This is a genomic window from Fischerella thermalis PCC 7521 (genome assembly GCF_000317225.1).
Classification (GTDB): domain Bacteria; phylum Cyanobacteriota; class Cyanobacteriia; order Cyanobacteriales; family Nostocaceae; genus Fischerella; species Fischerella thermalis.
Genome location: NZ_AJLL01000096.1, coordinates 42,420 through 69,211 on the forward strand (window position 1 = coordinate 42,420; position 26,792 = coordinate 69,211).

Sequence of the window (26,792 nt, forward strand, 5' to 3'; positions counted from 1 at the left end):
GGTTAGCTTCAACAGCTAAATGTGTATCAAGATTTAGGATTAGTAGCGGTTACGGAAGTTACTTCCTCTATTGCCACTAAAGGAACCTCTATTTTCTCTGGGTTTGGCTTTATTCACTTTGAGGTCGCGTCCCATCCACTCAGCACCATCAAGAGCTTCAATGGCAGCAGATTCCTCAGCTTCTGTACCCATTTCTACGAAACCAAAACCACGCAAGCGGCCTGTCTCACGGTCAGTAGGTAGCTGAACCCGCTTTACAGTACCATATTCTGCAAAGACAGCATTTAGACTATCTTCTGTGACATCGTAAGAAAGATTGCCTACATAAATTGACATAAATTCTCTCCAAAATCATTCGGTATGTAGAGATGAACGATTTCGGAGAAAAGTCTGTCAATACCAAAAGGAACAAACCTATCAATACTAAAAACAAACACGGTCGCCGAATGAACTCTCACCCCAACTAGCATGACATAGCAACCAAAATATTGGCAGCGAAGTTTGAAAAACTGTTATAAAAAGTTATGTTAACAATTAATAACTAAGTATAAGTATAAGTTTGATTAATAAATAAATTGAATTAGAATGATACACAACTGTTGATTTATAACATTCTAATTAAATCAGCAAAGCCATAGAAACTAACAATTAATAATAATAATGCTGTCAATTGGGTAACTCGCGTCTGAGGAGAAGGGGCGATCGCTTCTCGGACTAAGATAGAAATTGATGCACCAATCACAAAACTTAAACCCAATACCATATAAGGAATTTCTGTAGGTACAAGACTAGAAATTGTCAGCATGGCAATTGCTAGCGTTAACATTAACAGTTCTACAAACCGGGGTGGGTTGTATTGGCTAGATAAAATCAAGGTGTTTAACCAAAAGCGCCAGCTTCTCATCACAAATCCACCATCTTTGACATTTTTGTTCTTTGTTGATGGTTGGTTGTTGTTTGTTACAAGCCGACAACAAACAACCAACAACAAACAACTAGCAACTATGAATTAACGAACACCTGTTTTCAATTGACCAGTACCATTTGTTTGTGCGGTGTCTTCTGAGAGTTCTACACCAAAGACACGCGCAAAGGCTTTATCAACTTTGTAACCAGAATCAATCGATTCTAAGGGATCTTTCCTAAGTCTGTGACGCAAACATAGTACAATCACACGATGGATATCATCAACAGTCACATCGGTACGCCCTTCAAAAGCTGTTAAAGCTTTGGCAGCACGGTTGGTAACAATATCACCCCGTAAACCATCGACATCAAGTTCAGAACATACTTCCGAAATTTTCACCCGCAAGTCGTAGTCAATATTAACTGAGGGCAAAAGTTCTTGGGCTTTGATAATGCGCTGTTGTAAATCCTGTTGCTGGGATTTATACTTTTCCACAAAAGCAAGGGGATTTTGGTCAAATTCAGACCGTTGTTCTACAATTTGCACCCTAAGCACTGGTTCTTTGACAGTGTGAATTTCGGCGTGCATACCGAAGCGATCGAGTAACTGGGGGCGCAGTTCACCTTCTTCTGGATTACCGGAACCCACCAGAACAAAACGGGCCGGGTGGCGAATAGAAATACCTTCGCGTTCTACTGTGTTCCAGCCGCTTGCAGCAGAGTCCAGCAGCACATCGACCAGGTGATCGTCAAGCAAGTTTACCTCATCCACATAAAGAATGCCCCGGTTGGCTTTTGCTAAAAGTCCTGGTTCAAAGGCTTTTACACCTTCAGATAGAGCTTTTTCAATGTCGATGGTGCCACAAACTCGGTCTTCTGTCGCGCCCAGTGGCAAATCTACCATTTGAACTTTTTTTTGGATAACGGGAATATCCTCACCACTTTCTAATTTTTGGCGAATTTCATCACTCATCAAATCAGGATCACTGGGGTGGCTATTGAAGGGATCATTCGCAACCACGGGAATTTCTGGCAGCAAGTCAGCCAGCGCCCGAATAGTTGTGGATTTGCCTGTACCGCGATCGCCCATAATCATCACACCACCAATTTTCGGGTCAATCACGTTCAATATCAGAGCCAGTTTCATTTCTTCCTGGCCTACAATTGCCGTAAACGGAAATACCACACGACGCGCAACAGCTGTTGGACTCACTAAACTACCTTTATCAATATTGTTATTTATTACCGTTTTTTATTGTGCCATAGATGGGGAGTGTGAGGAGTGAGGAGGTGGGGAACTCGGGGTCCCTGGTGGGGATTAGGGGCAATGGGGAGGTGGGGTGGTGAGGAGTAGTAAACAACTACTAACTACCAACAATCAACAACTTAACTTTGATGTTAGGATCTTTTAGTTGCTGCTGTTGTCTGGCTGTTGATGAATAAACTATTGGATGAAGCGCTGTCTATTGATATTGCTGATCGCATCAAAAGCAAGGCTAAAAAACCGTTTGATAATGCTTACAAAGCTGCATTAGCGACGGAGGGGTCTATTTATGTCCAGGGATTTTTAGCTACCAAGGGTAAACCTTATCAGCCTATGGAATACGCTTGGATTGAGTTGAGCGATCGCATTGTCGATCCTACCTTACCCCATCTTCATAAAAATGCAGAAGAGCTTTGGTATTTTGCGGCACAATCATTAACAGTAAAAAAACTGAAAGCAATTATTGAAGAGTCTCAAGAAGATTATCCGGAAGACGACCCACTGCCAGTTTATGGCGATGCACCTTATGAGTATTACGGTGACGTAATGTTAGGTGGCAAAGATTACTTACAAGCTTTTCAAGCAGCAGAAGCTAAGTGTAGAGAACTAAATAAGTCAATTGCTGAGAACAACTAGCTGTCCTCTAACTTGAAAATCAGACTTTGGCTAAAACTCAACGAGAGTATGTGGCTGAAGTCGTTGAATGGCGACAGCCAAAACTAAAATATTGATTGCGGGTTTAACTTGCAACTGGAACAGGCTCAAGATTAACTTGATAACCAAGCTTTTCTAAGAGCTTAACCAAGCGTTTCTTCACACTTTCCGGTCGTTGTTTGTCAAAATAATCAGCTCCTAAATCTTTAATAAGTTTCTTGGCGAGAGATCAAATCATATGCGGTTACCAAAAGGACGAATTCGGATGGTAAACCGCTGTTTACACTTCAGATCGTCGTGTGGCACGCTGGGGTATACTGAAGGCGATCGCAATTTACATTTACGAGGCGTGAATACGAGGCGTGAAGCGTAAAGTCCCCCTTTTCTAAAGGGGGGATATAAGCGAATGACGAGGTTAATATTTAGATGACACGAGTGCAGAGCGCAATTGCAGAGCAAGTTGAGGAAAAAGTAATTGCTCTCAAATTCCTCCTATTCATTCTGAGTATGAGCATACAGGCGTAACTCTGCAAAAGATGATGGATTCTGAAGGGTTGACTGCCCAACAAATAGTGGCAGAAGCCATAGCTTTGCGACAAGCATATAAAGAAGGAAGATTAGTGTTAGCACAAGGGAATGGGGAATAGGGAACAGGGAAGATAGAGAAATCCCCATACTTTTGTTCCTTCTACCCTCTTCAGTTATTTGACGATCGCCAAAAACCCACGCGATCGCCAGCTTATTTTCTTTACAATTTTTAATTTTATTGTTACTATTCTTTACATAAATGCAATAATCTCATTTATTCATTAGGAATTATCCATGCGTACAAACGGTGCTATTGTTGACGACCAAGGTAAAATGAACAACTTTGCGATCGAGCCAAGGGTTTACGTAGATGAACAAGGCGATCGCACAGGGTTCACTCCCTATGCTGAATTGCTCAACGGTCGTTTGGCAATGATTGGCTTTGTGTCTCTGATTGCATTAGAAGTGTTCACAGGACACGGTGTATTTGGTCTTTTTGCCAACCTGTAAATAACTAGGTTGTCTATATCACTGACGCTTTTTTTATTTATGTAGAGATGTAAAGTTTTTATATCTCTACACTTTTTGCGGGTCTATCACCTCAAAATACTTAGTGTTTAAAAATTTTTGAACCACAAAGACACGAAGACACAAAGAGAAAATATGTTTCACGTTTAAAGGAAATTGGTGTTACTCACTCTGGTGAAAGCAATTTATGATGAGTACTTTGAAATTTATTCGTCAGATGGAGTATCTGCAAAACTAAATAGGGTATGTTCTGCTTTGGATATAAAGATTAAGATACCAAGTCATGAACAAAATACCCAAAGTTGACCGACAAAGAGAGCATCAGGCAAACGAGCGTACATTTCTGGCTTGGCTGAGAACATCGATCGCATTCATTGGTTTTGGTTTTGCTATTGCTAGGTTTGGTCTATTTTTGCGTCAGCTTAATTTTACCGTGACACAACAAGAGCCACCATCACACGCTTTTTTTAATTCCGAAAATTTAGGAATTGCTTTGGTAATTTTTGGGATTATGACTATTGCCTTTGCAGCATGGCGATACAACCAGGCTTACTGGCAAATAGAGAAAGGTGACTATCGACCGATGCGTTATATGGTTTGGGTGATAGCAGGAATAGTTATGCTGTTCGGATTTTTCAGTCTTCCTTTACTGATAATGCGGAATACAGTACCTCCTTCACAGAGGAAATTAACTCCGTCACAATCTCGAAATTGGTTTTAGAGGATGTCTGTTGAAGTTAAATTTTATTAAAAAGTACCTATTGGCAGAAACGTAATGTTTCTTCTGTCTGAACAATCTAGGCATCCAAAATCTGTATCAAAATCTTACTGGTGGAAGACGAGAGGAAATTTTGGTTTTTTTACTATGAATCAGGGAGGCTGGCAATTTATAGTTGTGTTGGTTGCCAAAAAGCTGTATGCGAATATTGCTGGTAGAAGACGATCCCGAACAATTAGAACCATTGGAGGGTGTGCTGTCGGAAGCCGGGTATATTGTAGATGGGGTTGAAGATGGAGAAACTGCACAGTGGTTATTGTCCAAAAAAGATTATGACTTGCTAATTTTGGACTGGATGTTGCCCACAATTAGCGGGTTAAGTCTTTGCCGTCAATATCGACTTCTTGGCAAAACTGCACCTGTGTTAATGCTCACTGCTAAGGATACGACACTGGATAAAGTTACAGGTTTAGATGCAGGAGCTGATGATTATCTTGTCAAACCTGCTGACTTGATAGAACTCTTAGCACGGGTACGTGCTTTAGGGAGGCGTTCTCCCCAGTGGGTGGGAGACAGTCTCAGTGTTGCAGATTTACAATTACATCTAAGTAACCTAACTGTTGAACGCAATCAAGTCTGTGTGGAATTATCACCACGAGAAGCTCAATTGCTAGAGTACCTGATGCGTCACCGCAACCAAGTCTTAACCCGTGAGCAGATTGAAGAAGCGTTGTGGGAATGGGGTAGGGAACCAGAAAGTAATGCATTGACCGTACTTGTACGCAAGTTGCGGCATCGCTTACAGTTAGTTGATGCAGCCGATTGGATTAAAACTGTCTATGGTATGGGTTATAGTTTGAAAGCACCAGATAACTTTAATACTTATTAATTTTTGATCCGATAGCTTACGAACATTCTGGCATCTTCACGGGAAAGTCCCAGTTCCTGAGTGATTATGGCTTTTACAGAGTTTAATTCTGTGACAGGAAACTCAAATTCTAATTTTTTAAGTATAGATTTGGCGGTATTGACCTCAACTTTTGTAAATCCCCGCTTTTTTTCTATTTCAGCTAGGATTCCTAGCACTTGAACCTCAGACTTCATTTGTATTTGTGTATCAGTTTGCAGAGTTTTTACTTCACCAGACACTCCCATTTCTTGAGCAATAATGGCTTTTAGAGAGTTTAATTCTGTAGCTGGAACTTTGAATATTAACTTTTTGAGTACAGAGTTTGCGGTCTGAAGTTCGACTTCGGTAAACCCCTGTTCTTTTTCAATTTCAACTTCGGTTACTAGCACATTGGTCGCAAACTTAACCTTGGCTGTGTGTGTATCAGCTTGGAGCTTGTCTGGTGTAGTGTAGGAACGACTTAATAGTAGGTTTGTCAACGATTCACCACCCAGTCCAAAAGCAACTAGGAGTAGTGGCAGAGGCAGTAAATATTCTAGTTTGGAAGAGTGCAGTTTTTGCAACAATTGGGACAAGGACATATAGCAAGGAACTGGTTTGGCAACAAGTAGGCGGATTAAAATTTGGATAAATCGAATATCACCAAACAAGCTAACATTGATCAATCTCAAGCAGCTATACTGATACATTGCAGCAAATTTGCACAGCGCCAATAAATAAATTTATTGGCGGGATATGGCGTAGGTGCAAGATATCAGTATACGGAAAATTTTGTAATAGTGATAAATAGATTTGGGAAATACCGATATTGAGCGATGTGTGATTAAATTTATGGCAGATTTAACAAATAAATTTAGTAGAGACGTAGCAATGCTACGTCTCTACAATGATATGCAAACATAATTCATGACCAAATTCAGCAACGCTATAAATTTGATTCGGTAGCTGTCAAAGAACCTAAATTTGAGATTGACGGCGTGTTTCTCCCACCGGAAAACGAATATGCTGGAATTGTGTATTTCTGTGAGGTACAGTTTCAAAAAGAGTGCGGCTCGTTCTTAGTAGGAACACCTAGAAACTAGGGATGTATGACTAAGGTATATTTTGAAATTAAAGATTTCAAAACGTATAACTGTTCTTTTTGATGTAGGTGAGCCAAGTAAGCTAGAAAGGCAAGTCCTACCGTTGAGGAGACATTAGAACTTTAACCCTAAGAATATCGGAAGCTGGATGCTCGGAAACGGGCACGTCCAGATTTAAAAGAGAGGGGCGATTTGAGTGAAGCACTGTTAGATTTTACCAGTTTGGCTGATTTGCAGTCTTGGTTAGAAGCGCTTCAAAGTTATGGGTGCGCACTTGTCAGCAGCAGACTTGGAAAAACTTGACCTAACTTCTCCGTTTTAACGGACTTGGGCTATGAGGGTTGAACTTCAGTTCAAGGCGCACTCAGGGCGAGTTGCAATTCCGGTGAGCTTACCAGGAATCTGAGCGACGAAAGATATGGTGATGGGTTTAGCTTTTCTAGTCTAGGTAGTAAAATAAGACAATATGTATCGTCTTTAAACTCTTTTATAAACGCGCTTTAATCTCAAGTTGGATTAATTGCTGATATTATTAAGCTTCGCTGTTGGTTATTGATTTTTCCCATTACCGATTACCAATTACCTATTATCAGCCCACGTGACAATATAAGTATTCAAGCAAACATGATATAAGAGGATTTTAGCGACATCTGCATAGTATAAGCCTCTCGCCTTAGTTTCATGTTTCATCGCAGTCGCAGCAATTTAGCTTTATGGTTTACCCTAACGATGGGGAGCATTTTGGTTGTTTTTGCGGGAGTTCTTTACTATCAAGCAGTCTTAGACGAACTAAAGGATCTTGACCGCTTACTTCACAAAAAATCCAAACTGATGACAGTGAACGCGAAGTACGATCCGCGTAAAAAACAGTTAGATCTAGAAAATGTGCCGCTTTTAGGGAGTAACGTGCCACCACAGGGTACTGAATTCGTATATGCACGGTGGTACGATACAAAAGGGCAGTTGGTGCAATTTTTCGGTCAGACTCCAGAGGCGGAGGTTACAATAATCCCTGGTTTTCGCACTCTTAAGACTACATTTTACTCCTCAGAAGGAGCGCCCACCGTGACTTGGCTCCGTGAGTTAACGCTACCCGTTTACCAGGATAATTTATTAATCGGTTATCTGCAAGTTGCCACACCACTGACATCTACTCAAAATAATCTAGCCCAGTTACGGCTGGTTTTGCTGTTGACAGTACCAGTAACATTGGGGGTTATCGGTTTAGCTGGTTGGTACTTGGGGGGAATAGCAATGCAACCCATTCGTGACAGCTACGATCAGCTACAACGCTTCACCGCTGATGCTTCCCATGAATTGCGATCGCCTTTGTCAGCTATTATTAGCAATGCCCAGTATGGCTTACTATCTAAATCTCATGATATAGAAGCACAGCGTCAGCGCTTTGGGAAGATTTTTGATGTCGCCAAGTCAATGAATACTTTGGTGAATAATCTGCTACTTCTAGCGCGTCATGCAGGTCGATTATCTTCTGAATCTTTGCAAAAAGTTGACTTAAAGAGTGAGCTTGTACAGATAGCAGATGAATATACAACACAAGAGGCTGCAAAACATCTGAATCTAACTTATACTTTACCAACTGGCAGTGTGATTGTCCTGGGTGATGTCGGCTTGCTGCGTCAAGCAGTAGTTAATTTGCTCGATAATGCCTGCAAATATAGTCCTGCTGGAGGTCAAGTGCAACTGCGGCTATTCACCCAGTCACATTGGGCTGTAATTGAAGTGATAGACAATGGTATTGGTATTCCGGAAGCTGATTTACCACATATTTTTGAGCGATTTTATCGGGTGGATAAAAAGCGATCGCGCAAAACTGGCGGATATGGCTTAGGGTTATCGATTGTCCAACAAATCGTCTCTGCACACGGTGGTCATATTAGTGTCAAAAGTGTAGTCGAGAAGGGATCAACTTTTCAAATAATTCTGCCACTTAAATAGCCACATTAGTTGGTGTTGTCACTTTCTGTTCACATTTTTTGGCAATACTGAAGATAGCTAGAGAAAAAAGTTACTTACACTCCTTTAGACCTCTAGTTGTTGTGTGTAATGGGTTTGAAACCCATGGGTGTTTTGGCTAATAGGGCTATGGGGAAAGTAAAAAGTACAAAATCAAAAATCTTTTGATTTTTAGCTTTTGACTTTTTCTCTCCCCATTTATCTTCATACTGCCTGGGATTTGGGACAAAATCCCAAGCAATATTACTATGAATATCTTTAATGACAACCGGATTAAATATTTAAATAAACTGCAAATCAAAAATGTGAATTTTTGATTCACTTTTTTATTTTTAGGTGTAAATCCAAAAATTTAAGATTGGGTATTTTGATTCAGGAGGAAAAGACATGAAATTGTTGTCTATTAATGAACTAAAAACTCTAGTAGAAAAACCAGACGGATATTGTGTCTCACTTTATATGCCTACTATTAAGTTAGGCACAGAAACGCAACAAAACCCTATTCGATTTAAAAATTTGATGCGAGAAGCAGAGGAACAACTGATCAAAAGTGGTCTTCGCGCTCAAGATGCTAGAGATTTGCTGCAACCAGCACAAGAAATTGATAACTATGAATTTTGGCAACACCAAAGCGATGGACTAGCAATTTTTATATCTAAAAATGTGTTTAGTTATTACTGTTTACCACTTAATTTTGCAGAATTAGTAGTTGTTAATGACCGCTTCCACCTCAAGCCATTGCTATCTCTACTGACAGGAGATGGACAATTTTATATCCTAGCTCTCAGCCAAAATCAAGTGAGATTGTTTCAAGGTACACGCTATAGTGTGAACGAGATTGAGTTAGAAAACGTGCCTCAAAGTCTTGCCGAGGCACTGAAATATGATACTACTGATAAACAGTTACAGTTCCATACTGGTACACCACAAGGAGGCGGTGGCGATCGCGCTGCAATATTTCATGGTCATGGTGCTGGTAATGAAGAGGAAAAAGATAAGATCCTGCGATACTTTCGTCAGGTGAATGAAGGACTGCAAGAACTGCTCAAGAATCAGCAAGCACCTTTAGTATTGGCTGGGGTGGAATATCTGTTTTCAATTTACAAAGAAGCGAATACCTATCCCCATTTGCTGGATGAAGGAGTTACAGGTAATCCAGAGGATTTAAAACCAGAAGAGTTACACTCGTTAGCCTGGAAGATTGTCCAGCCTGAATATGAGCAAGCTCAACAAACAGCAGCTGAGCGCTATCAAGAATTAGCAGGTACAGGACAAACTAGTAACAATATTAACGAAATTGTTCCGATGGCTTACTACAAGCTAATTGATACTTTGTTTGTTGCGGTTGGGGTGCAGCAATGGGGATACTTTACTCCCGATGAGAATCAAGTTGAATTGCATCAACAAAAAGAAATCGGTGACGAGGACTTAATGGATTTTGCTGCCATTCATACTTTATTAAACGGTGGAACAGTTTATGCAGTTGAGCCGGAAGCAGTACCAGATAATACGCCGCTAGCTGCTGTGTTCCGCTACTAGCTAATTTCATGTCGCTGTAAATCTTGATTAAGGAGGTGTCCTTTGACTGAAAATCCACCTTCCTCTTCACGACAACCCAGTGTGTCTCGAGAAGAACTTGTGGAGTTAGTGCGATCGCAACTCGAAGCACTGCTGCAACAACAAAACTTCCAGGGAGCGAAAGCCCTATTAGTACCTGTACAACCTGCGGATATCGCCCAAGCGATCGAGGGTTTGCCAAAAGCTATGCAGGCTATAGCTTTTCGCTTACTTTCCAAACAAGAGGCTATTGAAGTCTATGAATATCTCGACTCCAGTATCCAGCAGTCCTTGATTGCAGAACTCAGACAACAAGAAGTTCTCGAGATAGTAGATAAGATGTCGCCGGATGATCGAGCGCGACTATTTGACGAGTTACCGGCTGTTGTTGTTGAGAGGCTATTACAACAACTCAGTCCAGCTGAACGCGAAGCTACTGCCCTAATTTTAGGCTACAAAGAGGGTACTGCTGGGCGGATCATGACTACAGAGTATCTTTCTGTAAAGGAAGATTTAACAGTCAGCCAAGCGATCGAGCGGGTTCGCGTTTTAGCTAGTGCTACTGAAATTATCTACTATCTTTACGTGACTGACAGAGAACGCCGCCTCACGGGAACTCTTTCCTTTAGAGATTTAGTGATTGCTCAGCCTCAACAAAGACTGGGTGAAATTATGACTCGTGATGTGGTATTCGTTTACACAGACACAGACCAAGAAGAAGTAGCGCAAATTATCCAACGCTATGACTTAGTAGCTGTACCCGTAGTAGATACAGAACAGCGTCTAGTTGGTATCGTAACTGTGGATGATGTGCTGGATGTCTTAGAGCAAGAAACCACAGAAGATATTTACAAACTAGGTGCGGTGGAAGCTGGAGGTGATAATTATTTTCAGACGAACGTGTTGACAGCAGTTCGGAAACGGGTTGTCTGGCTATTTGTTCTCTTAATTGCTAATACTGGCACTACTGCTGTTATCAGCGCTCAGGAGAATATTTTAGAACAAGTTGTTGCCTTAGCTGCTTTTATCCCCTTATTGATTGACGCTGGTGGAAATGTGGGAGCGCAATCTTCCACGGTGGTAATTCGAGGTTTGAATCTCAGGGAAGTTGGCGTCAAAAAAGCTTTGCAAGTAGTGACGCGAGAAACAATCACAGGGGCGCTGTTGGGGGCGATCTTAGGGATTGCAGTGATTTTTTGGGCTTACTTCTTGGAAGATAGTTTGCCAATCGCAATTACTGTAGGAACAAGTCTGCTCACTATCACTATCTTAGCAGCGGTGTCAGGTTCTGGCTTACCTTTTTTATTTGGTGCAATCGGTTTAGATCCAGCCTTAATGTCAGCCCCGTTTATTACCTCTATTGTAGATGTTTTGGGAGTTTTTATTTATCTCATGCTAGCAAGAGCCATTTTACAACTATAAAGAAGCTGCTATAGATTCCGTAGAATTATTTAGTTGGTATTTCCCATTACCAATTACCAATTACCAATTACCGACTTCATAGATATGATAAATCTTCAAACGTACATGATATGACTCAGTTTTTAAAAGATAATTTTCGCAACTTGCATTTCTCAAGGTTGCACTGTCTGCGCTGATTGATTAAATAAGAATGACCGCGATTTTTCGACGTCAAGTGTTTGATTTTTAAATGCTTCTGCTTTTTCGTAGGCGCGGATTGTGGCTGGACGTGCTTGAATTGTTTCAAACCAACGCTTGAGGTGAGGAAAATCCTCTAATTTCTGCCCTTGGCGTTCGTAGGGAACAATCCAGGGATAGGCGGCGATATCAGCAATTGAATAATTGTCACCAGCGACAAAGGAGCGATCGCTCAGCCTTTTATTCAGTACAGCGTATAATCTTGCTGTCTCATTGACATAACGGTTGATGGCGTAGGGAATTTTTTCTGGTGCATATTGACTGAAGTGGTGATTTTGACCAGCCATTGGACCCAATCCTGCTATCTGCCAGAATAACCATTGTAGGACTTCAACGCGATCGCGCACATTGTTGGGAAGCAATTTCCCAGTTTTTTCTGCCAGATACAACAGAATTGCCCCAGACTCAAAAACTGAAATTGGCTCACCACCATCAACAGGTTCACGGTCAATAATCGCAGGTATACGATTGTTGGGTGAAATTTTGAGAAATTCTGGTTTAAACTGATCGCCTGCACCAATGTTTACAGGAATAATTGTGTAAGGAAGTTCGACTTCCTCCAAGAACATGGTAATTTTGTGACCGTTGGGTGTTGTCCAATAGTAAAGCTCTATCATGAATTTTCCTCCGATTTGGTTGTGCTTTTGTTGCTCAATAATTGACCAGAAAACTGGGATACAAGCCTCGCCCTAGAAGGGGACTTTTTCTTGATTTTTAGCTTTCTAATTAATTCTCTAAGTACATCAGACTTTGTTCTTTAGGGTTAGATCCTGCTCAAACAGCGTTGACTGTGACTCCACTACCAGCAGTCATTTCTGCGAAACCACGAAAAATGGCTAGTTGGGCTGTTTTGGTCATGCCATAGTGAATCATTTCCACTGGAATTTGGATTGCAGATTCACTTGAGATAAAAATTATACGTCACAATTTTGGTTCAGCATTTTAATTTGTTTATTCGATAAAATCGAATAAGTAAAATATAATCTAATTTAAGCGATTGTGCAAGTATGAGATTTCTGTTTCACCCAGAACAAAAACATATATCATTAGCGGGAGTGTTGTATGCCTTAGGCGATCCTGTGCGTTTAGAGATTGTGCGGCAGTTAGCGACCAAAGGAGAGCAATGTTGTGCTGACTTTGATTTTGCGATCGCCAAGTCCACCATGTCCAATCATTTTAAAATTTTAAGAGAGTCTGGCGTAGTCTGGACTCGTAAAGAGGGAACACAACACATAAATTCACTCAGGCGAGAAGATTTAGAACAATTGTTTCCGGGATTGCTGGATGTCGTGTTGCGATCAGCACAACCATTACTGAGTCAAGAATCGATGTTGAAGAGTCGTTAATAGTTGGTTGTTTGTTGGTTTTTGTTTGTTGTTTGGAAGAACGACCAACCTCCCACGAACAAGCAACTACCAACCATGAAATAAATTAAATATCTAAGCACATTTCATTGCTGGTTACAAAACCAAGATGCTCATAAACTGTTGGTACTAGCATTACTAAAATCAGGAAACGGGGAATGGGGAACAGTCATCAAAAAGAGCAACTGATAACTGATAACTGTTAAAAAGTTGCTTTCCGTCCTATTATTTCTTATTCTTAATAAAAGCTCAATATTTCCCCCATCTCCCCATTGCCCCTAACCCTCATTTGTCACTTTGGGAGAATCCAATCGCTCAAATAGTTACGGGGCTTTAGTTTCCACTTTTAGTCTATAAATTTTAGTTTCTGTTAGAAAATAAAGCCTCAAACCCGGATGAAACCAAAGTCTCAGAAGTTGGCTGAGATTATTGTTTTCCGAGAGTGACAGAACAGGGCTAATCACCAACGCCAGGTGACGCCACGTGCTACAACGGGGGGAACCCCCAAGGGCGCAGTGGCTCCTTGACCCAGCCAAGGCTGATGAATTCACCAAAGTGATGAAAGTACTGAGAAATATTCGTCTGCGTGATGGTGCAATTCAATGGGGGTTGTATCATGATTTATCCCAGCCTGGCAGGTTTATCGAAACAACGCTTGTAGAATCTTGGGCAGAACACAAGCGGCAATTTGTACGAGTTACTAATGCAGATAAGGCAATAGAAGAACAGGCGCGGGCTTTTCATATTGGTGAGCAACCACCGAAAGTTTCCCAGATGATTTATGCCAATTACACAGATAGTAAGGGTTTCCAACAACCGTGTTGAAGAAGTTATCAGTTATCAGTTAAATGAACACTCCCAGCCATGCTATTCTCAACCTGGCAATTCTGATTGATCCCCAGCAGCCGACAGCTACTCTGGCAATTGTTTGTGGTGCAGTACTTCCAGATGTACCGATGTTTGTTATGTATTTTTGGGCAAAAGTAATTCGTCGGCAATCAGATTATCAAATTTGGTCAGAAACCTACTTTGAATCCTTTTGGCAAAATTTCACTCATGCATTTCATTCTATACCTTTGGCACTAATTAGTATTTTTATTGCCCATTACTTTGGCTGGTGGCAAGTAGAAATTATTGGGATTAGTGCTTTTTTACATGCTTTGGGTGATTTGCCTGTCCATAATGAAGATGCCCACAGACACTTTTTCCCGTTCAGTAATTACCGATTTATTAGTCCTATCTCTTATTGGAACCCTAAGTATCACGGCAGAGTGGTATCTTTGATGGAAAAATTATTAGTATTAATAGCGACTTTTTATATATTTCCATTACTGCAATCTTGGGTTGGGAAAGGATCATTAATAGCAGTTAATTTAGTTTATTTTTCTGGTTATTTATATGTAAAGCTTTTCTGTAGATGTCAGCAAATTAACAAACAAAAAGAGTTATATTGAGTTCGGTTAATCACTTATAGTCAAAAACCTCACAAGAACAGCCCCTCTCCTTGCTAAGGAGAGGGGTGCCGAAGGCGGGGTGAGGTAAACGGGAATTATAAATAATCATACGAACTTGATATTACAGGCAAGCTGAACCTAAACTAATACGGTTCAGATAAGACCATGATCTCTTTTAGAGACACTTCAAACAGCGCGTCTCTACAGGTCGATTTTTTGTACTAAAAATCCTTAACTGAACCGTATTGTGCAATAGCCCCCAAAATAGGATTCTCAACCAGAAACTACAAACAAGTCTAAGATTATTCTGGAATATTGGGCAATTTTACTGAATTATTCCCATAATACAACTTAAATTTGTTTGGAAGTTTATAGCCGTGAAGCTTTGCCCCAAGATTGGGTAATGGCGCCTGTGCTAACTAAACTGTATTGTTCTTCAACCCCCACCAACAATAGTGACTACTTCCAAGCGATCGCCCTGCTGTATTTTTGTTTCCTGCCAATACTGACGGTGTAAAATTTCACCATTGTACTCTACTGCCACCAACCGAGGATTGAACCCTAATTGTTGAAGTAATTCGGGTAGAAGAGTTTGAGGCAAGCAGCTACGAGGTTCACCATTGATCTGGATAGTAATTTGATTCGACATAGGAATGATCAGGATCTGGTTGAATACGATTCAGCTGCGATAGAAAATATTGCGTCACTAAAGTAGGTTGTTCGGCTTGCATGATTCCACGCACCACTGCTACACGCTTTGCCCCAGCATCAATCACGTCATTGATGTTGTTGGGGTCGATACCGCCAATAGCAAACCAAGGGATGGAGCAATTTTTAGCGACGTAACTAACATATTCTAAACCAGCAGCAGGCTTACCTTCTTTTGTAGGAGTTTCATAAACAGGCCCTACACCTATATAATCTGCTCCTTCTTTAATTGCCCGTTGCATTTCATCAGCATTTGTGGTAGAGCGACCAATTATGCGGTGAGGCCCCAGCAATTGTCGAGCCACAGCAATGGGCATATCTTGCTGTCCCAGGTGTACACCATCTGCATCAACTGCCAAAGCTATATCTACCCGGTCATTGATGATAAAAATGGCGTTGTAGTTGTGACATAACTGCCGTAATTTTTGAGCTTGTTGGAAGCGGACAGCATCATCAACGTTTTTATCCCGGTACTGTACTAGGGTTAATCCTCCCTTGAGAGCAGCTTCGACTATTTCTAGTAGTTTATCAGTGGGGGAGGTAACAAGATACAAATGCGATCGCAGCAGTAACTGATGCCGTTGATAACCCATCAAATTACTCTCTAGGGTGTACACTCGGTAACGCATCTGCTTTAAAGCTTTTCCCATATTTGGGTTATAAAGCTTGCCATATTCTTCTAGTACCCGCATAGCTTCTTGTACTCGACAGAAGTTAGCTTGCAGCAAAGATTTGATACTCGCACGCTGTTCTTCCTGGGGATGAGTTAACTCAGTACCAGGATCGCCCAATGTATCCCGTGCTGACCGTAAATCAGCAGTATGCCAGCTTGCTAATTCTTGCCGCATTCCCTTGCATTCCCCAGTGAACTGGGCATTATTCAAGCCAAAGCGACACCATTCCTCAATAATTCGCAAGCCTTCACGCGCACGGTCTAAATTCGCATCTAAAATGCGGTAAATAACCAGATTTCTTTGCTCTCTTTGGCTGTATGGCTCGACCATTACAACAATCCCATTAGTGTTTAGATCGTAACAGTCAGTCCGTTTCATAGTTGCAATAATTTTTTCATGTCTATTGTTGATTTATTAAAGATTTGAGATTCGAGATAAAGAATTAGAAAGTAGGAATTATAAAATATTTTTACTACAACCTCTACCCCCTAAGTAAGGGGTATTGGGGATCGAGCATTGGGTATAAGACAAATTATCAATATTACCTTTCCCCATTCCCTGTTGCTCCTAATCCCCACGATCATAGGGAGTGGGGTCCCCGAGTTGCCCATTACCAATTACCAATTACCAATTCAATATATGAGTGATATCATCGACATTTTTGCAATTTAGAGAGTATAAAAATTGCTAGTTGGTTGTAAGGAGTGCAGAAAAGGTGATTTACCCCCCCATTGTTTCTAAGCCTTGTCAGGATGACATTCTACCAGACAATAAGATTACTCAAAAACAAAAATCACATCCGTACTTGGAGGTGACAATATTTTTGATATACCGTTCCGCGAGTTTATTGTTTAACGCTGCTGGTATGGGAGTAGCAAGTTTGATGCTTTTGAACTGCTACTTTGATACAGCTATTGCTCAGACACCCAGCCAGACAACAATTTCTCAGGTAAACGCATTGTTTGTCAATCCTAGTACCGGGGATGACAAGCAGGGAAATGGGGGTGAAAGCACTCCTTTCAAAACGATTACCCAGGCTTTGCGGGTTGCTACTCCCAACACTGTAATTAAGCTTGCTAAAGGGACTTATAGCACCGCAACTGGAGAAATATTCCCCTTGATACTCAAGCCTGGTGTTTCCCTTCAAGGTAATGGCAGTAGCAAAGGCCGTGGCATTATCATTAGTGGAGGTGATGATTACCTGAGCCGGAATTTTGGTAGTAAAAATGTCGCTGTTGTCAGTGCAAAAGGAGCAACACTAACAGGGGTAACGGTGACAAACTCCAACCCAGGGGGTTACGGTCTATGGATTGAATCTAGTAATTTTACAGTTACAGAAAATACATTCACTGGTAATACTCAAGATGGAGTTACAGTAATCGGCAACACTGCACCGATAATCCGCAACAATTTCTTTTATCGCAACAGTGCCAATGGCATTACAGTTACTGATGCCTCTCGTGCAGAAATACGAGATAATGTATTTCAGGAAACAGGCTTTGGCATTAATATTGCTCAAAAAGCCCAACCTGTGGTAGTGAACAATCAAATTACCAACAATAGAAGCGGGATCATTGTGCAAGCTTCTTCTCGTCCCATTTTACGGAAGAACGTAATTGAGGGTAATAGAGAAGATGGGTTGGTAGTATTAGGGCAAGCACAACCAGATTTAGGTAACACTTCCGAAGCCGGTGGTAATCAGTTTCGTAATAATGCCCGTTATGATATCAACGCTAGTGCTGCTAAGCAGATAATAGCTGCCTACGGAAACGTTATTGCTGGCGATCGCATTGTTGGTACCGTCAACACTGGCGGTACAATAGCTACGACTGAAAACTCATCATCTGCTGCGATCGCCAAAAATAGCACCCAGCAAACACAAGTCACTCAAGAAATCACCTTTTCTGCTCCCAGTGTCTCTACTAATACCATTACCTCCACAGGGAAGTTACCCCCTCCCCCGGCTGCTGTATCTTCTAGTACTAACAATGCTGCAAAACCATTAAATAGCCAACTGTTGCCATTACAACCAGCAAATACTACTTCTAAAGTTGTGGTAACTGTTACCCAGCCAAAACAGCCCGCACGACCAGTCACTTCTGGAGTAGTGACAAATTCTCCTAAACCAAAACCACTTCCCTTAAGAAATGCTGCGGGATTTCCGATTCCTAGTAGCTTGACACCTAAACAAACAGTCGCAGGTTGGCAACAACAAGCGACTACACCACAAGTAAATTATGTACAGATGGCAACGCCTACAATCGAATTTGTTGCACCCCAACCCCAATCCCCCATCAATCCAGTCACACCCACACCAGTAACAACGGCAACAAATCAAATCCAAACATTGCCAGCACTGCAACCACCACCTACGAGCAGTAATATTTCTGTTGGTAATCAACTACCAGTATCTGAAAATTCTACAACTACAGCTTATGCTGGTGGCGAGCTCGGTATGCGTTACCGGGTGATAACAGAAGTACAAACTCAAAAAGATCAGGAATTAGTTAGATTTCTGGCACCTGGTGCTTTTCCTACTTTCTGGCAGGGTAGAGCAGTCATGCAAGCAGGAGTGTTTAGCAACCGCCATAACGCTGAGCAAATGTTAACTATTCTTAACAATAATGGTTTGAGAACTATGATCGAGCCAATTGGATACTAGTCATATTAATGTCCGCTTGAACACTTACTATTATCCGTCGGGGTCGGTAATTGGTAATGGGTAATGGGTAATTGGTGATCATGAGTTATTTTTTCACCATGCCCAATGCTCAAGATCCAATCTTTAATACCATAAGCAATTAGTCGGACATGATATCAGTAGTAAATGGTCAATGGTTATTGACCATTGCTTCAGTGTTGAGTTGTTTAATATTAATTTAATAATTGCTTCTTTTCCCTTGATTCCGCCTTTTTCCCCATCTTTCCATTGCCTCTATTTTCAGTTGAGTGTAGAAAATAGTGTCAAAATCGATGGTCAACTAGTTGCATATTTCCACTGTAGCTTGAGATGATAGATAAAATTCATCGTAAAAAAGCTAACTGTAACATGTTTTTCCTAGTACTTTAGTGAGACACACTAGTGTGTTAATCCTTTCACGAACACCTCTTGCAACAAAGATAACCACCTAGACTCTCAACAGCAACATGGATACTTGCAATAGGACAACTTTTAATGAGACCAACCTTTACGAGCCAGATGATACACAACAGGAGGAATTGTGCAGCATCCCGAATCTACTCACCCTAACTTTTACAGAGAATGATTCCGGGAAGATTGATATGAATTCTCCAGAAACTCAAATGGCTGCAAACAAACCTAAGTCACAGATACAACAAGAAATTTCCCAGCAAACAACCTTAATTCAAAGAGTTGTTGTACCCAGAGCAGATTTTATCAAACAAAATCCTCACCAACCTGCTGATTTATCAGTATTTCCCATCCAACACTACCCTCTTGGCGAATCTATTGCATCAACAACAGAGTCTACCCAAGAATACCCAACCTACAAAGGAGTGAAGCGGGAGAAATTGCTGGATACAATTTCTTACATATTCTTGGATGATGAAAACCTGGAGGAGATTGAACACTACACTCGAGAATCCCAGACAAATTCATTAAACCCCAGACCACACACAAAAGTCTCTAGTCAGTCATCAGGTGTAGGCTTAAGTTCTAAGATAGGACTAGCTTCAATGATGTTTGCTGGAGGGTTTGCTGTTGGAGGAATTTCCTCTTGGGTTGTTTTATCAGATCAATTTGCCTCAGCTAATACTAAGTTGCAGAAAACAGTACAGAAGTATGCCAATCTTAACCCTGCATACAGTACTAACGCCTTAGAGAAAATTAACATCAGTACACCAGAAATTGATCTTCCAGAGACAAGCTTTAAAGCTGTTGAACCATCCGAGGATATCGAATCGCAGGTTACTTCACAACCAGCAAAGAACCAAGCTAGTCTAAATCAAGTAAAACCGCTGCTATCCAAATCGATCAAACCAGAAGCGAAAACTAATTCGCAACTAACAAATAACCAGGTTAGCTTGAATCAAGTTGAACCGCCACTGCCGACATCTATCGACTTGGAGATTACTTCACAACCAGCCAAGCAACAACCTACTTTGAATCAAAATGAATCCCCACTTCCCAACTCTCAGGTATTGGCTGCAACATCAAAGCCACTGTTTCAGCAGCGATTGCTTACCTCAGCAGATCTTAAGGGATTGAGTGCGCAGGAATTAACGTTCATGCGTAATGAAATCTATGCCCGTCATGGTCGTCGATTTAAAGAGCAAAAGCTACAGCGTTACTTTGAGAGTCAAAGTTGGTATAAACCTCGTTATGCACCAGGAGAGTTTCCTGACTCTGTTCTTTCCCAAATAGAGTTGAAGAATGCCATTATGATACGTGAGTACCAGCGTATTCATGGCATGACGCTAAACCCATAACTACCTTAAACTACCTTAGTTTGAAGGGCGACTTCAACCAGGGTGTTTTTCTGTCGCCCCTGCCATCCGATTTTAGATTTTGAATTATTAATATAAGTAAATTATTAAAAAGGTAATATTTAATGGGTAATTGGTCATAGGAGAAATAAATAATCAACGACCAATAACCAATAACAAAGCATAATATCGAAAGTAATTAGCCAAACTATTATACATAATTAATAATTCTCTATCTTCCTATTCCCTATAGCCTCTTATCTTCATATTAGCTTGCTATTAGACATCGCTTTCAGTTTTGAGGTAAACGACAAAGAGCGATCGCTTGTTTGGGGGGTAAATTGTTCGATAGGAGAATGATTGACAGCAGCCGGGAGAAGCTGTCGTTGTGGTTTGGGAGTGGAAGTAATGGGGAGATGGGGAGAAATTTCTTCGTGTTTCTCGATCTTAGTGTCTCTGTGTCTTTGTGTTTCCACTTCCTCTTTTTTCTCTTCATCAGCACGAGGAGTATGGTAAGCAGAAAATTGAGACCACGTTGACACTGAAGTTAAACTTTCGGGGAATTTGCTACAAATTAGGCGCTCAAATTCCATATTGAAATGAAAAACAGCCTGTCCCCGGCGCTGCCAAAGTGTTAAGATTTGCTGTACTGATATCGCTTTGTAACGCCCCTGATAGAGGGCTTCAATCACTGCTATATGTAACCAACTATCAGAGTATTGCTGTTGCCAACGATTAACCAACTCACTAGCTTGATAACCACTGAGATCAAAACTGTAATGAATCAATAAGGCTATTGCCAAGTCGGCAGATGTTCCCAAACTTGGTGTAAATGGTGGGATTTCATTTTGAGGCAATAGGGCTAAATTTTGCTCCCGTTGCATATAGCTAGCTTTTTGCTACTGTTTGTTAGATAGTTGAAGTAAATTTATTTGTTTTGAAGATTATTAATGGTGAGTGGATAGTGGATAGTGGTGAACAACCAACAACTAACAACCAACTACTAACTACTAACAATCCCCATAACTATTTTTCTTTATCTTTAGCAATAAAAGAATGTCTTTTATTCTACTCGTTACCGACTGCAAAAGGGGAAACAATATAGGGTGAATTAATTTTTGGAGATCGCCCGATCGCGACTAATGCTTGATATACCATTGCTGCTACTTCTGCCCGTGTTGCTTCTCGCGTTGGTGCAATTTTTTTAGTATCTGGGTAATTGACGATAATTTTTTGTACAGTTGCTGTGGCGACTGCTGTACGGGCATAGTCAGAAATAGTATTGCGATCGCTAAAGCTAGATAATACATCAGTATTGGCTGCTGGTAGGCTCAGTCCATTCACCAAAGAAACGATTACTTGGAGTCGTTGTACATTGTGTTGGGGGCGGAAGGTGCGATCATTAAAACCAGCGACAAAACCGCCTTGTGCTGCTTGTTGGATGGACTTGTATGCCCAAAAATCCTTGGGTACATCAGTAAATTCTGGTGCTGGGCGTTTAGCAATAGGATTAAATGCAGCTGCTACTAAAGCAGCATACTGGGCGCGAGTCATTGCTTGATCTGGTTTATAGCTACCGTCAGCAAAACCACGAGTTAAATTCATGCTTACTAATGCCCGAATAAATCCTTCTGCCCAGTGTCCTCTCAGATCGGTGAATGAGGCAATATCCGCATCGGGATTGACAATGTAAGGAGAAATTATTGGTTTTTGCTTACCGCTAGTCACCAATGCTTGATAAATTAATGCTGCTACCTCAGCGCGCGTGATATCCCGCAAAGGTTCGAGTATTTCGGTTTGTGGATAATTCACCACTAGTAGTTTTTGGGTAGCAATTGCCATAGCATCAATGGCATAACTGGGTATTTGAGCGCGATCGCGATACACGGTTAACACATTTGGATTACCACCACTTAGTTGTAACCCATTTACTATCGATACTATTGCTTGAATTTTTGTTAAGTTTTGTCCTGGTCGAAATGTACCATCTGGGAATCCGCTTATAAACCCCATACTAGCAGCCCTTTCTATGGCTGCGGCTGCCCAGAAATCGGATTTTATATCCGTAAATTTACTGTATTTATTTTTCAGAGGTAGCTCAAAAGTCTTAGTAATCATCGCTGCATACTGAGCGCGGGTGATGGGGGCTTCTGGTTTAAACGTACCATCACCAAAGCCGCTAATTAAGCCTTTACTGAGTAAAGCTTCTACAAAAGCAACTGCCCAATGCCCTGTCATATCAGCAAAACTCGTGTTCACAGATATTGGTTTGGCAGTGTCTTCAACAGTTGCACTCAGTTCTACCAAACCCTTGATCCCCGCGGGATTTAATAGATTTCCAGCTGAAACTAATTTTAATGATGTAGCATTTTGCACATCAAAACCATGATTGCTGCGAAAAATATTACCAGCAGGATCTTGAGTGCTACCCAAATCGGGAATGGCGTTACCGTTTACTAACAAACCGCCTTGGGAATTTTTTTCGATGACATTCTGTCGCAGTACTGGACGTGCATCTCGAGATAGAGCGATCGCAGTTCGATTTTCTGATATCTTGTTATGTGTAATTAAAGGAGCAGCAAAGTCACTGACAGCAATGCCGATGGCATTTTTTTGAACTACATTCCGCAGCACTTCTCCTTTACTATTACGCGCCATTACCAGTCCAGAAGCACCATTTTCGGTAAATAGGTTATCGAGAATTGCTGGTTTGGCTGTACCACTGACAAATAAACCTTCTCGCCCACAGTTGACTAAAGTACTATTGGCTAAAGTTGGTGCGCCGTATTCAATCCAGATACCTGTGCCTTTGGTGATCGAGTTTGTCACAGTCACACCCATGAGACTGGCATCATCTAGTAGCAGCAGTGTGATGTTTTGCAGCCCAAAACTTTCGCTTTGATATTCTCCGCTTCCAGAAATAATAATGCCTTGTCCTTTTGTTGCTTCGTTACCCACTACCATGACTCCAGCTGGGATGATGAGGGGAAAAATCTCACCATTGGCAGTGTTGTAATTACCCGGTGCCAGTTGGATAATCATTCCTGTTTTGGATGCTTTTAAGGCATGGGTAAGGGTTTTATATGGAACTAAGCGTGACCCAGCATTGGCATTATTCCCCGTTATGGGGTTGACATAAAGTGTAGCAACCAGGGTAGAGCTGACCATTGATTGTGATGATTAGGCGAATGTATGAACTACCTACGCACTCCGCTTAATCTACGTGCGAGGTTTCTGACGCTTCAACTGCTGAACTTTCCTAAACCCTCCACAAAGCTGTGGGTTTTTAGAAAGAGGATCAACATCGGCGTTTGAGAGGCTAGTTCCTAACCCCTTGGCATAATTAAGTATTACCATAGCTGTGCCACATCACGGTCAGCAACAAAGTCGCAGTTGTCGCAACTATGCACACGTTGGGATAACTCTTTTTTCTTTTTATAGCCACATTGAGGGCAGGTTTGGGATATTGATCCTCCTGCCTTCTGCCTCCTGCCTTCGTTCAAGCAAAATCCTACAAATTATAGAAATTGACAAGCGATCGCCTACACCACATAATACGTGCGATCGCTCTCTCATCACAAACCCATCACTAATCGATAATGCGCTTCAATTTGGGCGACCGTTTGAGACTGACGCTGAGTATCCCATTGACTGTGATTAAACAATTCTTGTCGCAAATTATCAACATCAATAGTCCTAACTTTGCCATCAGCAATTATTTGTTTGCCATTTACCCACGCATCACTAACCACATTGCTAGGGCGTCCTAAAACTAACAAACCAACTGGGTCTGTACGTGGTAGTAGTGATAAATTGGTGAGGTCATAAAGTACTAAATCAGCTTTTTTCCCAACGCTAAGAGAACCAAGTTTGTCTTGTGTATTCAATCCCTTTGCACCGCCCAAAGATGCCATTTCTACTGCTTGGCGGGGTGTAATCCAGTGTTGATAATCTAAATCTGTGACGTTATGTAAAATAGAACCAATTTTGATCGCTTCTAGTAAGTCTTGGGAATCATTACTAGATGCACCATCACAACCAAAAGTCACATTTACCCCTGCTTGCCGATATTTTAAAATCGGGGCAATACCACTACCCAAACGCAAGTTACTTAGGGGGTTATGGACAACAGTAGATTGAGTCTCAGCAAGGATGGCAATGTCATTGTCACTGAGGTGGACGCAGTGTGCTAGAGTTGTGCGATAGTCTAAAAAACCAATGCGCTTTAGGTGTGTAACAGCAGTACAACCGTATTTTTCTTGGGCAAGTTTTTCCTGCGCTTTAGTTTCTAGTAAATGGGAGTGACGACAAAGATTGTACTTTTCGCTTAGCTGTCTACATCCATCAAATAAGGCATCAGAACACAGTTGAATACCAGTCGGGGCTACAAGAATATTAACACCCTCTTCTGGACGATGAAACTGTTTTACCGCTTCTTCGATAATTTCTAATGTTGCCTGAGTTGAGCGAAAATAAGGTTCATGGGTTTGTTGGGTTTGCCCAGATGGAATCCCAGCAGTAATCGATTCATCTTGAATTAAAGGTGCAACAAAGGCACGAATACCAACTTCTTTGTAAGCACGAACTGCTGTGGCGATCGTTTCTAGTTCTTTACCAGGTATTAATACTAAATGATCTACGACACTTGTGCCACCAGAAAGTAGAGTTTCCACTGCTGTTCCCAAGGCACTAAGGTAAACTTTTTCTGGATCGAGAGGTGCGAAATCGTAGAGTTCTGCTAGCCATAATTCTAGAGGTAGCATAGACATGATCCCCCGTTGCCACATTTCCGATGAATGGGTATGGGCGTTGAAGAAACCTGGTAATAAAAGTTTATTTTCACCGTTAATAGGGGTTCCCACCACTTCTAGCCCGGGTGCGATCGCAGTGATGTTTTCCTCAACAACTTGCACATCAACGGTAGTGTAACCATCCTCGACAGGAATTAAAGCATTCTCAATAGTAAAGTTCATTAATGTTTAACCTTAATTAAGTAATCAAACTCAAGAAGCTAATTTCAAGTTACAAAGTAAACAATGATGTTGGATGTTGCTTTTATGGATCTGCCTCTTCGGAAATTAGGAGTTGCACCAAACACTTGGGCAGTAAATCAGGCGATCGCAGATATCACTCGTCCTCCCCTTAACCCACAACCCGTTATCTTAACAACAGAAACCAAAAGTCTGCGCCTTGATTTAGCAAAAGCCGCCATCCTCGTCATCGACATGCAAAATGATTTTTGTCACCCTCATGGTTGGCTAGCACACATTGGTGTAGATGTCACCCCAGCGCGTCAACCAATCAAACCTTTGCAAAATCTCCTACCAACACTGCGGACGATTGGAGTTCCTATAGTATGGGTAAATTGGGGAAATCGTCCTGACTTACTCAATATTAGTGCAAGCGTACATCACGTCTACAACCCTACAGGTGAAGGTGTGGGATTAGGCGATCCACTCCCTAGCAACGGTGCTAAGGTACTCATGAAAGGTAGTTGGGCAGCTGCAGTAGTGGATGAGCTTGAGCAATTACCCGCAGACATTTGTATCGATAAATACCGAATGAGTGGTTTTTGGGATACTCCTTTAGATAGCATTTTGAGGAACTTGGGTAGAACGACACTATTTTTTACTGGTGTTAATGCTGACCAATGTGTCATGGCTACTCTACAAGATGCCAACTTTTTAGGATACGACTGCATACTGATTAAAGATTGTACAGCTACAACTTCTCCCGAATATTGTTGGTTGGCAACACTATATAACGTCAAGCAGTGTTTCGGTTTTGTCACAGATTCAAAAGAAATTTTAAAAGCAATTAGTTGATTGTTGTTAGTTGTTAGTTGTTTGGAAGAACAACCAACAATCAACAATCAACAATCAACAAAAAAGGACAAAAATATATGATCAATTGCTGTGTAATTCCTGTTGTCAAATCTCCCAAAGATTACCAAGTTTATCGCATTAGCCCCCAGGATACAAATCGTTTAGCGATCGTATTTGATCCAGCGATCGCTAATACTTCTTTGACTTGTTGTGTGGAAATTTTTGATGTTGGTGGTAAAACTCCGCCAAACCGTCATCAATTTGCTGTAGAGATGTTTTTTGTTCTCAAGGGGGAGGGTAGGGCGACTTGTGATGGTAAAAGTGTAGCAATTAAAGCTGGGGATAGTTTGTTAGTACCTCCGAATGGTACTCACGTGATTGAGAATACGGGTTCGGGACGTTTATATACGTTGACTGTTATGGTTCCCAATGAAGATTTTGCCGAACTCATTCGCAGTGGTACACCTGTGGAATTTGATGCGGAAGATATGGCTGTGCTTGGTAGGTTTGATGCTTTTATTTCAAATTGAAGATATTA

The 26,792-nt window shown here is 41.3% G+C and carries 26 protein-coding genes and 1 pseudogene; 16 read left to right on the forward strand and 11 right to left on the reverse strand.

Features of this window, described 5'->3' with window-relative positions; translation table 11 throughout:
* Nucleotides 1–39 precede the first annotated feature (39 nt).
* From UYK_RS0120150 to bchI, 3 genes are all read right to left on the reverse strand, one after another.
* A complete protein-coding gene (locus tag UYK_RS0120150; protein ID WP_009456319.1) occupies nucleotides 40–336 on the reverse strand; it encodes an RNA recognition motif domain-containing protein in 297 nt (98 codons plus the stop codon).
* 268 nt (nucleotides 337–604) lie between these two features.
* On the reverse strand, nucleotides 605–904 hold the full coding sequence (locus tag UYK_RS0120155) for a hypothetical protein (protein ID WP_009456320.1): 300 nt from the start codon (nucleotides 902–904) through the stop codon (nucleotides 605–607).
* Between the two features lie 105 nt (nucleotides 905–1,009).
* Nucleotides 1,010–2,119 carry a magnesium chelatase ATPase subunit I gene (bchI, locus tag UYK_RS0120160; RefSeq protein WP_009456321.1) on the reverse strand — a complete coding sequence of 370 codons (1,110 nt, stop codon included), beginning with the start codon at nucleotides 2,117–2,119 and terminating at the stop codon, nucleotides 1,010–1,012.
* A 222-nt stretch (nucleotides 2,120–2,341) separates the two neighbouring features.
* On the opposite strand from bchI, the gene UYK_RS0120165 reads away from it, so the two are divergent.
* From UYK_RS0120165 to UYK_RS0120185, 4 genes are all read left to right on the forward strand, one after another.
* Nucleotides 2,342–2,806 (forward strand): hypothetical protein, encoded by a 465-nt coding sequence (locus UYK_RS0120165; protein WP_009456322.1) that lies wholly within the window; start codon nucleotides 2,342–2,344, stop codon nucleotides 2,804–2,806.
* Nucleotides 2,807–3,646: 840 nt separating this feature from the next.
* Nucleotides 3,647–3,862: a chlorophyll a/b-binding protein gene (locus UYK_RS0120175; protein ID WP_009456324.1), complete on the forward strand. Its 216-nt coding sequence runs from the start codon at nucleotides 3,647–3,649 to the stop codon at nucleotides 3,860–3,862.
* Between the two features lie 301 nt (nucleotides 3,863–4,163).
* A complete protein-coding gene (locus UYK_RS0120180) occupies nucleotides 4,164–4,601 on the forward strand; it encodes a YidH family protein (RefSeq protein WP_009456325.1) in 438 nt (145 codons plus the stop codon).
* Between the two features lie 196 nt (nucleotides 4,602–4,797).
* On the forward strand, nucleotides 4,798–5,487 hold the full coding sequence (locus tag UYK_RS0120185; protein WP_009456326.1) for a response regulator transcription factor: 690 nt from the start codon (nucleotides 4,798–4,800) through the stop codon (nucleotides 5,485–5,487).
* Here UYK_RS0120185 and UYK_RS0120190 read toward each other — a convergent pair.
* A complete protein-coding gene (locus UYK_RS0120190; protein ID WP_016872046.1) occupies nucleotides 5,484–6,197 on the reverse strand; it encodes a hypothetical protein in 714 nt (237 codons plus the stop codon). The genes UYK_RS0120185 and UYK_RS0120190 overlap by 4 nt on opposite strands.
* 210 nt (nucleotides 6,198–6,407) lie before the next feature.
* Here UYK_RS0120190 and UYK_RS25320 point away from each other — a divergent pair.
* The 5 genes and pseudogenes from UYK_RS25320 to mgtE all read left to right on the forward strand — a co-directional run.
* Nucleotides 6,408–6,554: pseudogene (locus UYK_RS25320) on the forward strand (DUF2887 domain-containing protein); the annotation flags it as partial.
* Nucleotides 6,555–6,734: 180 nt separating this feature from the next.
* Nucleotides 6,735–6,893, forward strand: coding sequence for a DUF4351 domain-containing protein (locus UYK_RS25670; RefSeq protein WP_083819798.1), 159 nt, complete (start codon nucleotides 6,735–6,737; stop codon nucleotides 6,891–6,893).
* Nucleotides 6,894–7,271: 378 nt separating this feature from the next.
* Nucleotides 7,272–8,549 carry a sensor histidine kinase gene (locus UYK_RS0120195; protein WP_009456328.1) on the forward strand — a complete coding sequence of 426 codons (1,278 nt, stop codon included), beginning with the start codon at nucleotides 7,272–7,274 and terminating at the stop codon, nucleotides 8,547–8,549.
* Between the two features lie 405 nt (nucleotides 8,550–8,954).
* Nucleotides 8,955–10,106, forward strand: coding sequence for a baeRF7 domain-containing protein (locus UYK_RS0120200; protein WP_016872047.1), 1,152 nt, complete (start codon nucleotides 8,955–8,957; stop codon nucleotides 10,104–10,106).
* A 42-nt stretch (nucleotides 10,107–10,148) separates the two neighbouring features.
* Nucleotides 10,149–11,546, forward strand: a complete 1,398-nt coding sequence (gene mgtE, locus UYK_RS0120205) for a magnesium transporter (protein ID WP_016872048.1) — start codon at nucleotides 10,149–10,151, stop codon at nucleotides 11,544–11,546.
* A gap of 152 nt (nucleotides 11,547–11,698) precedes the next feature.
* On the opposite strand, the gene UYK_RS0120210 is transcribed toward mgtE, so the two are convergent.
* On the reverse strand, nucleotides 11,699–12,400 hold the full coding sequence (locus UYK_RS0120210; RefSeq protein WP_009456331.1) for a glutathione binding-like protein: 702 nt from the start codon (nucleotides 12,398–12,400) through the stop codon (nucleotides 11,699–11,701).
* A 390-nt stretch (nucleotides 12,401–12,790) separates the two neighbouring features.
* Here UYK_RS0120210 and UYK_RS0120220 point away from each other — a divergent pair, with 390 nt between their 5' ends.
* The 3 genes from UYK_RS0120220 to UYK_RS0120230 all read left to right on the forward strand — a co-directional run bounded on the left by UYK_RS0120220 (nucleotide 12,791) and on the right by UYK_RS0120230 (nucleotide 14,601).
* The gene (locus UYK_RS0120220; RefSeq protein WP_009456333.1) at nucleotides 12,791–13,129 is read left to right on the forward strand and encodes an ArsR/SmtB family transcription factor; all 339 of its coding nucleotides are present in this window, start codon (nucleotides 12,791–12,793) and stop codon (nucleotides 13,127–13,129) included.
* Between the two features lie 501 nt (nucleotides 13,130–13,630).
* On the forward strand, nucleotides 13,631–13,972 hold the full coding sequence (locus UYK_RS0120225) for an MFS transporter (protein WP_009456334.1): 342 nt from the start codon (nucleotides 13,631–13,633) through the stop codon (nucleotides 13,970–13,972).
* A gap of 23 nt (nucleotides 13,973–13,995) precedes the next feature.
* Entirely contained in the window at nucleotides 13,996–14,601 is a 606-nt protein-coding gene (locus UYK_RS0120230) for a hypothetical protein (protein ID WP_009456335.1), read from the forward strand.
* Nucleotides 14,602–15,037: 436 nt separating this feature from the next.
* Here the strand turns inward: UYK_RS0120230 and thiS are convergent, their stop codons facing one another.
* The gene (thiS, locus tag UYK_RS0120235) at nucleotides 15,038–15,250 is read right to left on the reverse strand and encodes a sulfur carrier protein ThiS (protein WP_009456336.1); all 213 of its coding nucleotides are present in this window, start codon (nucleotides 15,248–15,250) and stop codon (nucleotides 15,038–15,040) included.
* Nucleotides 15,216–16,361: a thiamine phosphate synthase gene (locus UYK_RS0120240; protein WP_009456337.1), complete on the reverse strand. Its 1,146-nt coding sequence runs from the start codon at nucleotides 16,359–16,361 to the stop codon at nucleotides 15,216–15,218. The genes thiS and UYK_RS0120240 overlap by 35 nt, the downstream gene beginning before the upstream one ends.
* Nucleotides 16,362–16,698: 337 nt before the next feature.
* Here UYK_RS0120240 and UYK_RS0120245 point away from each other — a divergent pair, with 337 nt between their 5' ends.
* Entirely contained in the window at nucleotides 16,699–18,645 is a 1,947-nt protein-coding gene (locus tag UYK_RS0120245; protein ID WP_009456338.1) for a DUF1565 domain-containing protein, read from the forward strand.
* A 485-nt stretch (nucleotides 18,646–19,130) separates the two neighbouring features.
* Nucleotides 19,131–20,432, forward strand: a complete 1,302-nt coding sequence (locus tag UYK_RS0120250) for a YARHG domain-containing protein (protein ID WP_009456339.1) — start codon at nucleotides 19,131–19,133, stop codon at nucleotides 20,430–20,432.
* A gap of 260 nt (nucleotides 20,433–20,692) precedes the next feature.
* Here UYK_RS0120250 and UYK_RS0120255 read toward each other — a convergent pair whose 3' ends face one another.
* The 4 genes from UYK_RS0120255 to UYK_RS0120275 all read right to left on the reverse strand — a co-directional run bounded on the left by UYK_RS0120255 (nucleotide 20,693) and on the right by UYK_RS0120275 (nucleotide 25,402).
* On the reverse strand, nucleotides 20,693–21,313 hold the full coding sequence (locus UYK_RS0120255) for a hypothetical protein (RefSeq protein WP_009456340.1): 621 nt from the start codon (nucleotides 21,311–21,313) through the stop codon (nucleotides 20,693–20,695).
* Nucleotides 21,314–21,497: 184 nt separating this feature from the next.
* Complete coding sequence (locus UYK_RS0120260; RefSeq protein WP_009456341.1) at nucleotides 21,498–23,597, reverse strand: S-layer homology domain-containing protein; 2,100 nt, start codon at nucleotides 23,595–23,597, stop codon at nucleotides 21,498–21,500.
* Nucleotides 23,598–23,779: 182 nt separating this feature from the next.
* The gene (locus UYK_RS27830; RefSeq protein ID WP_200860997.1) at nucleotides 23,780–23,932 is read right to left on the reverse strand and encodes a zinc ribbon domain-containing protein; all 153 of its coding nucleotides are present in this window, start codon (nucleotides 23,930–23,932) and stop codon (nucleotides 23,780–23,782) included.
* Nucleotides 23,933–24,004: 72 nt separating this feature from the next.
* The gene (locus tag UYK_RS0120275) at nucleotides 24,005–25,402 is read right to left on the reverse strand and encodes an amidohydrolase (RefSeq protein WP_009456342.1); all 1,398 of its coding nucleotides are present in this window, start codon (nucleotides 25,400–25,402) and stop codon (nucleotides 24,005–24,007) included.
* 84 nt (nucleotides 25,403–25,486) lie between these two features.
* On the opposite strand from UYK_RS0120275, the gene UYK_RS0120280 reads away from it, so the two are divergent.
* Both UYK_RS0120280 and UYK_RS0120285 read left to right on the forward strand, forming a co-directional pair.
* Nucleotides 25,487–26,254, forward strand: coding sequence for a cysteine hydrolase family protein (locus tag UYK_RS0120280; RefSeq protein ID WP_026086532.1), 768 nt, complete (start codon nucleotides 25,487–25,489; stop codon nucleotides 26,252–26,254).
* Nucleotides 26,255–26,331: 77 nt separating this feature from the next.
* On the forward strand, nucleotides 26,332–26,784 hold the full coding sequence (locus UYK_RS0120285; protein ID WP_009456344.1) for a cupin domain-containing protein: 453 nt from the start codon (nucleotides 26,332–26,334) through the stop codon (nucleotides 26,782–26,784).
* The last annotated feature ends 8 nt before the right edge of the window (nucleotides 26,785–26,792 follow it).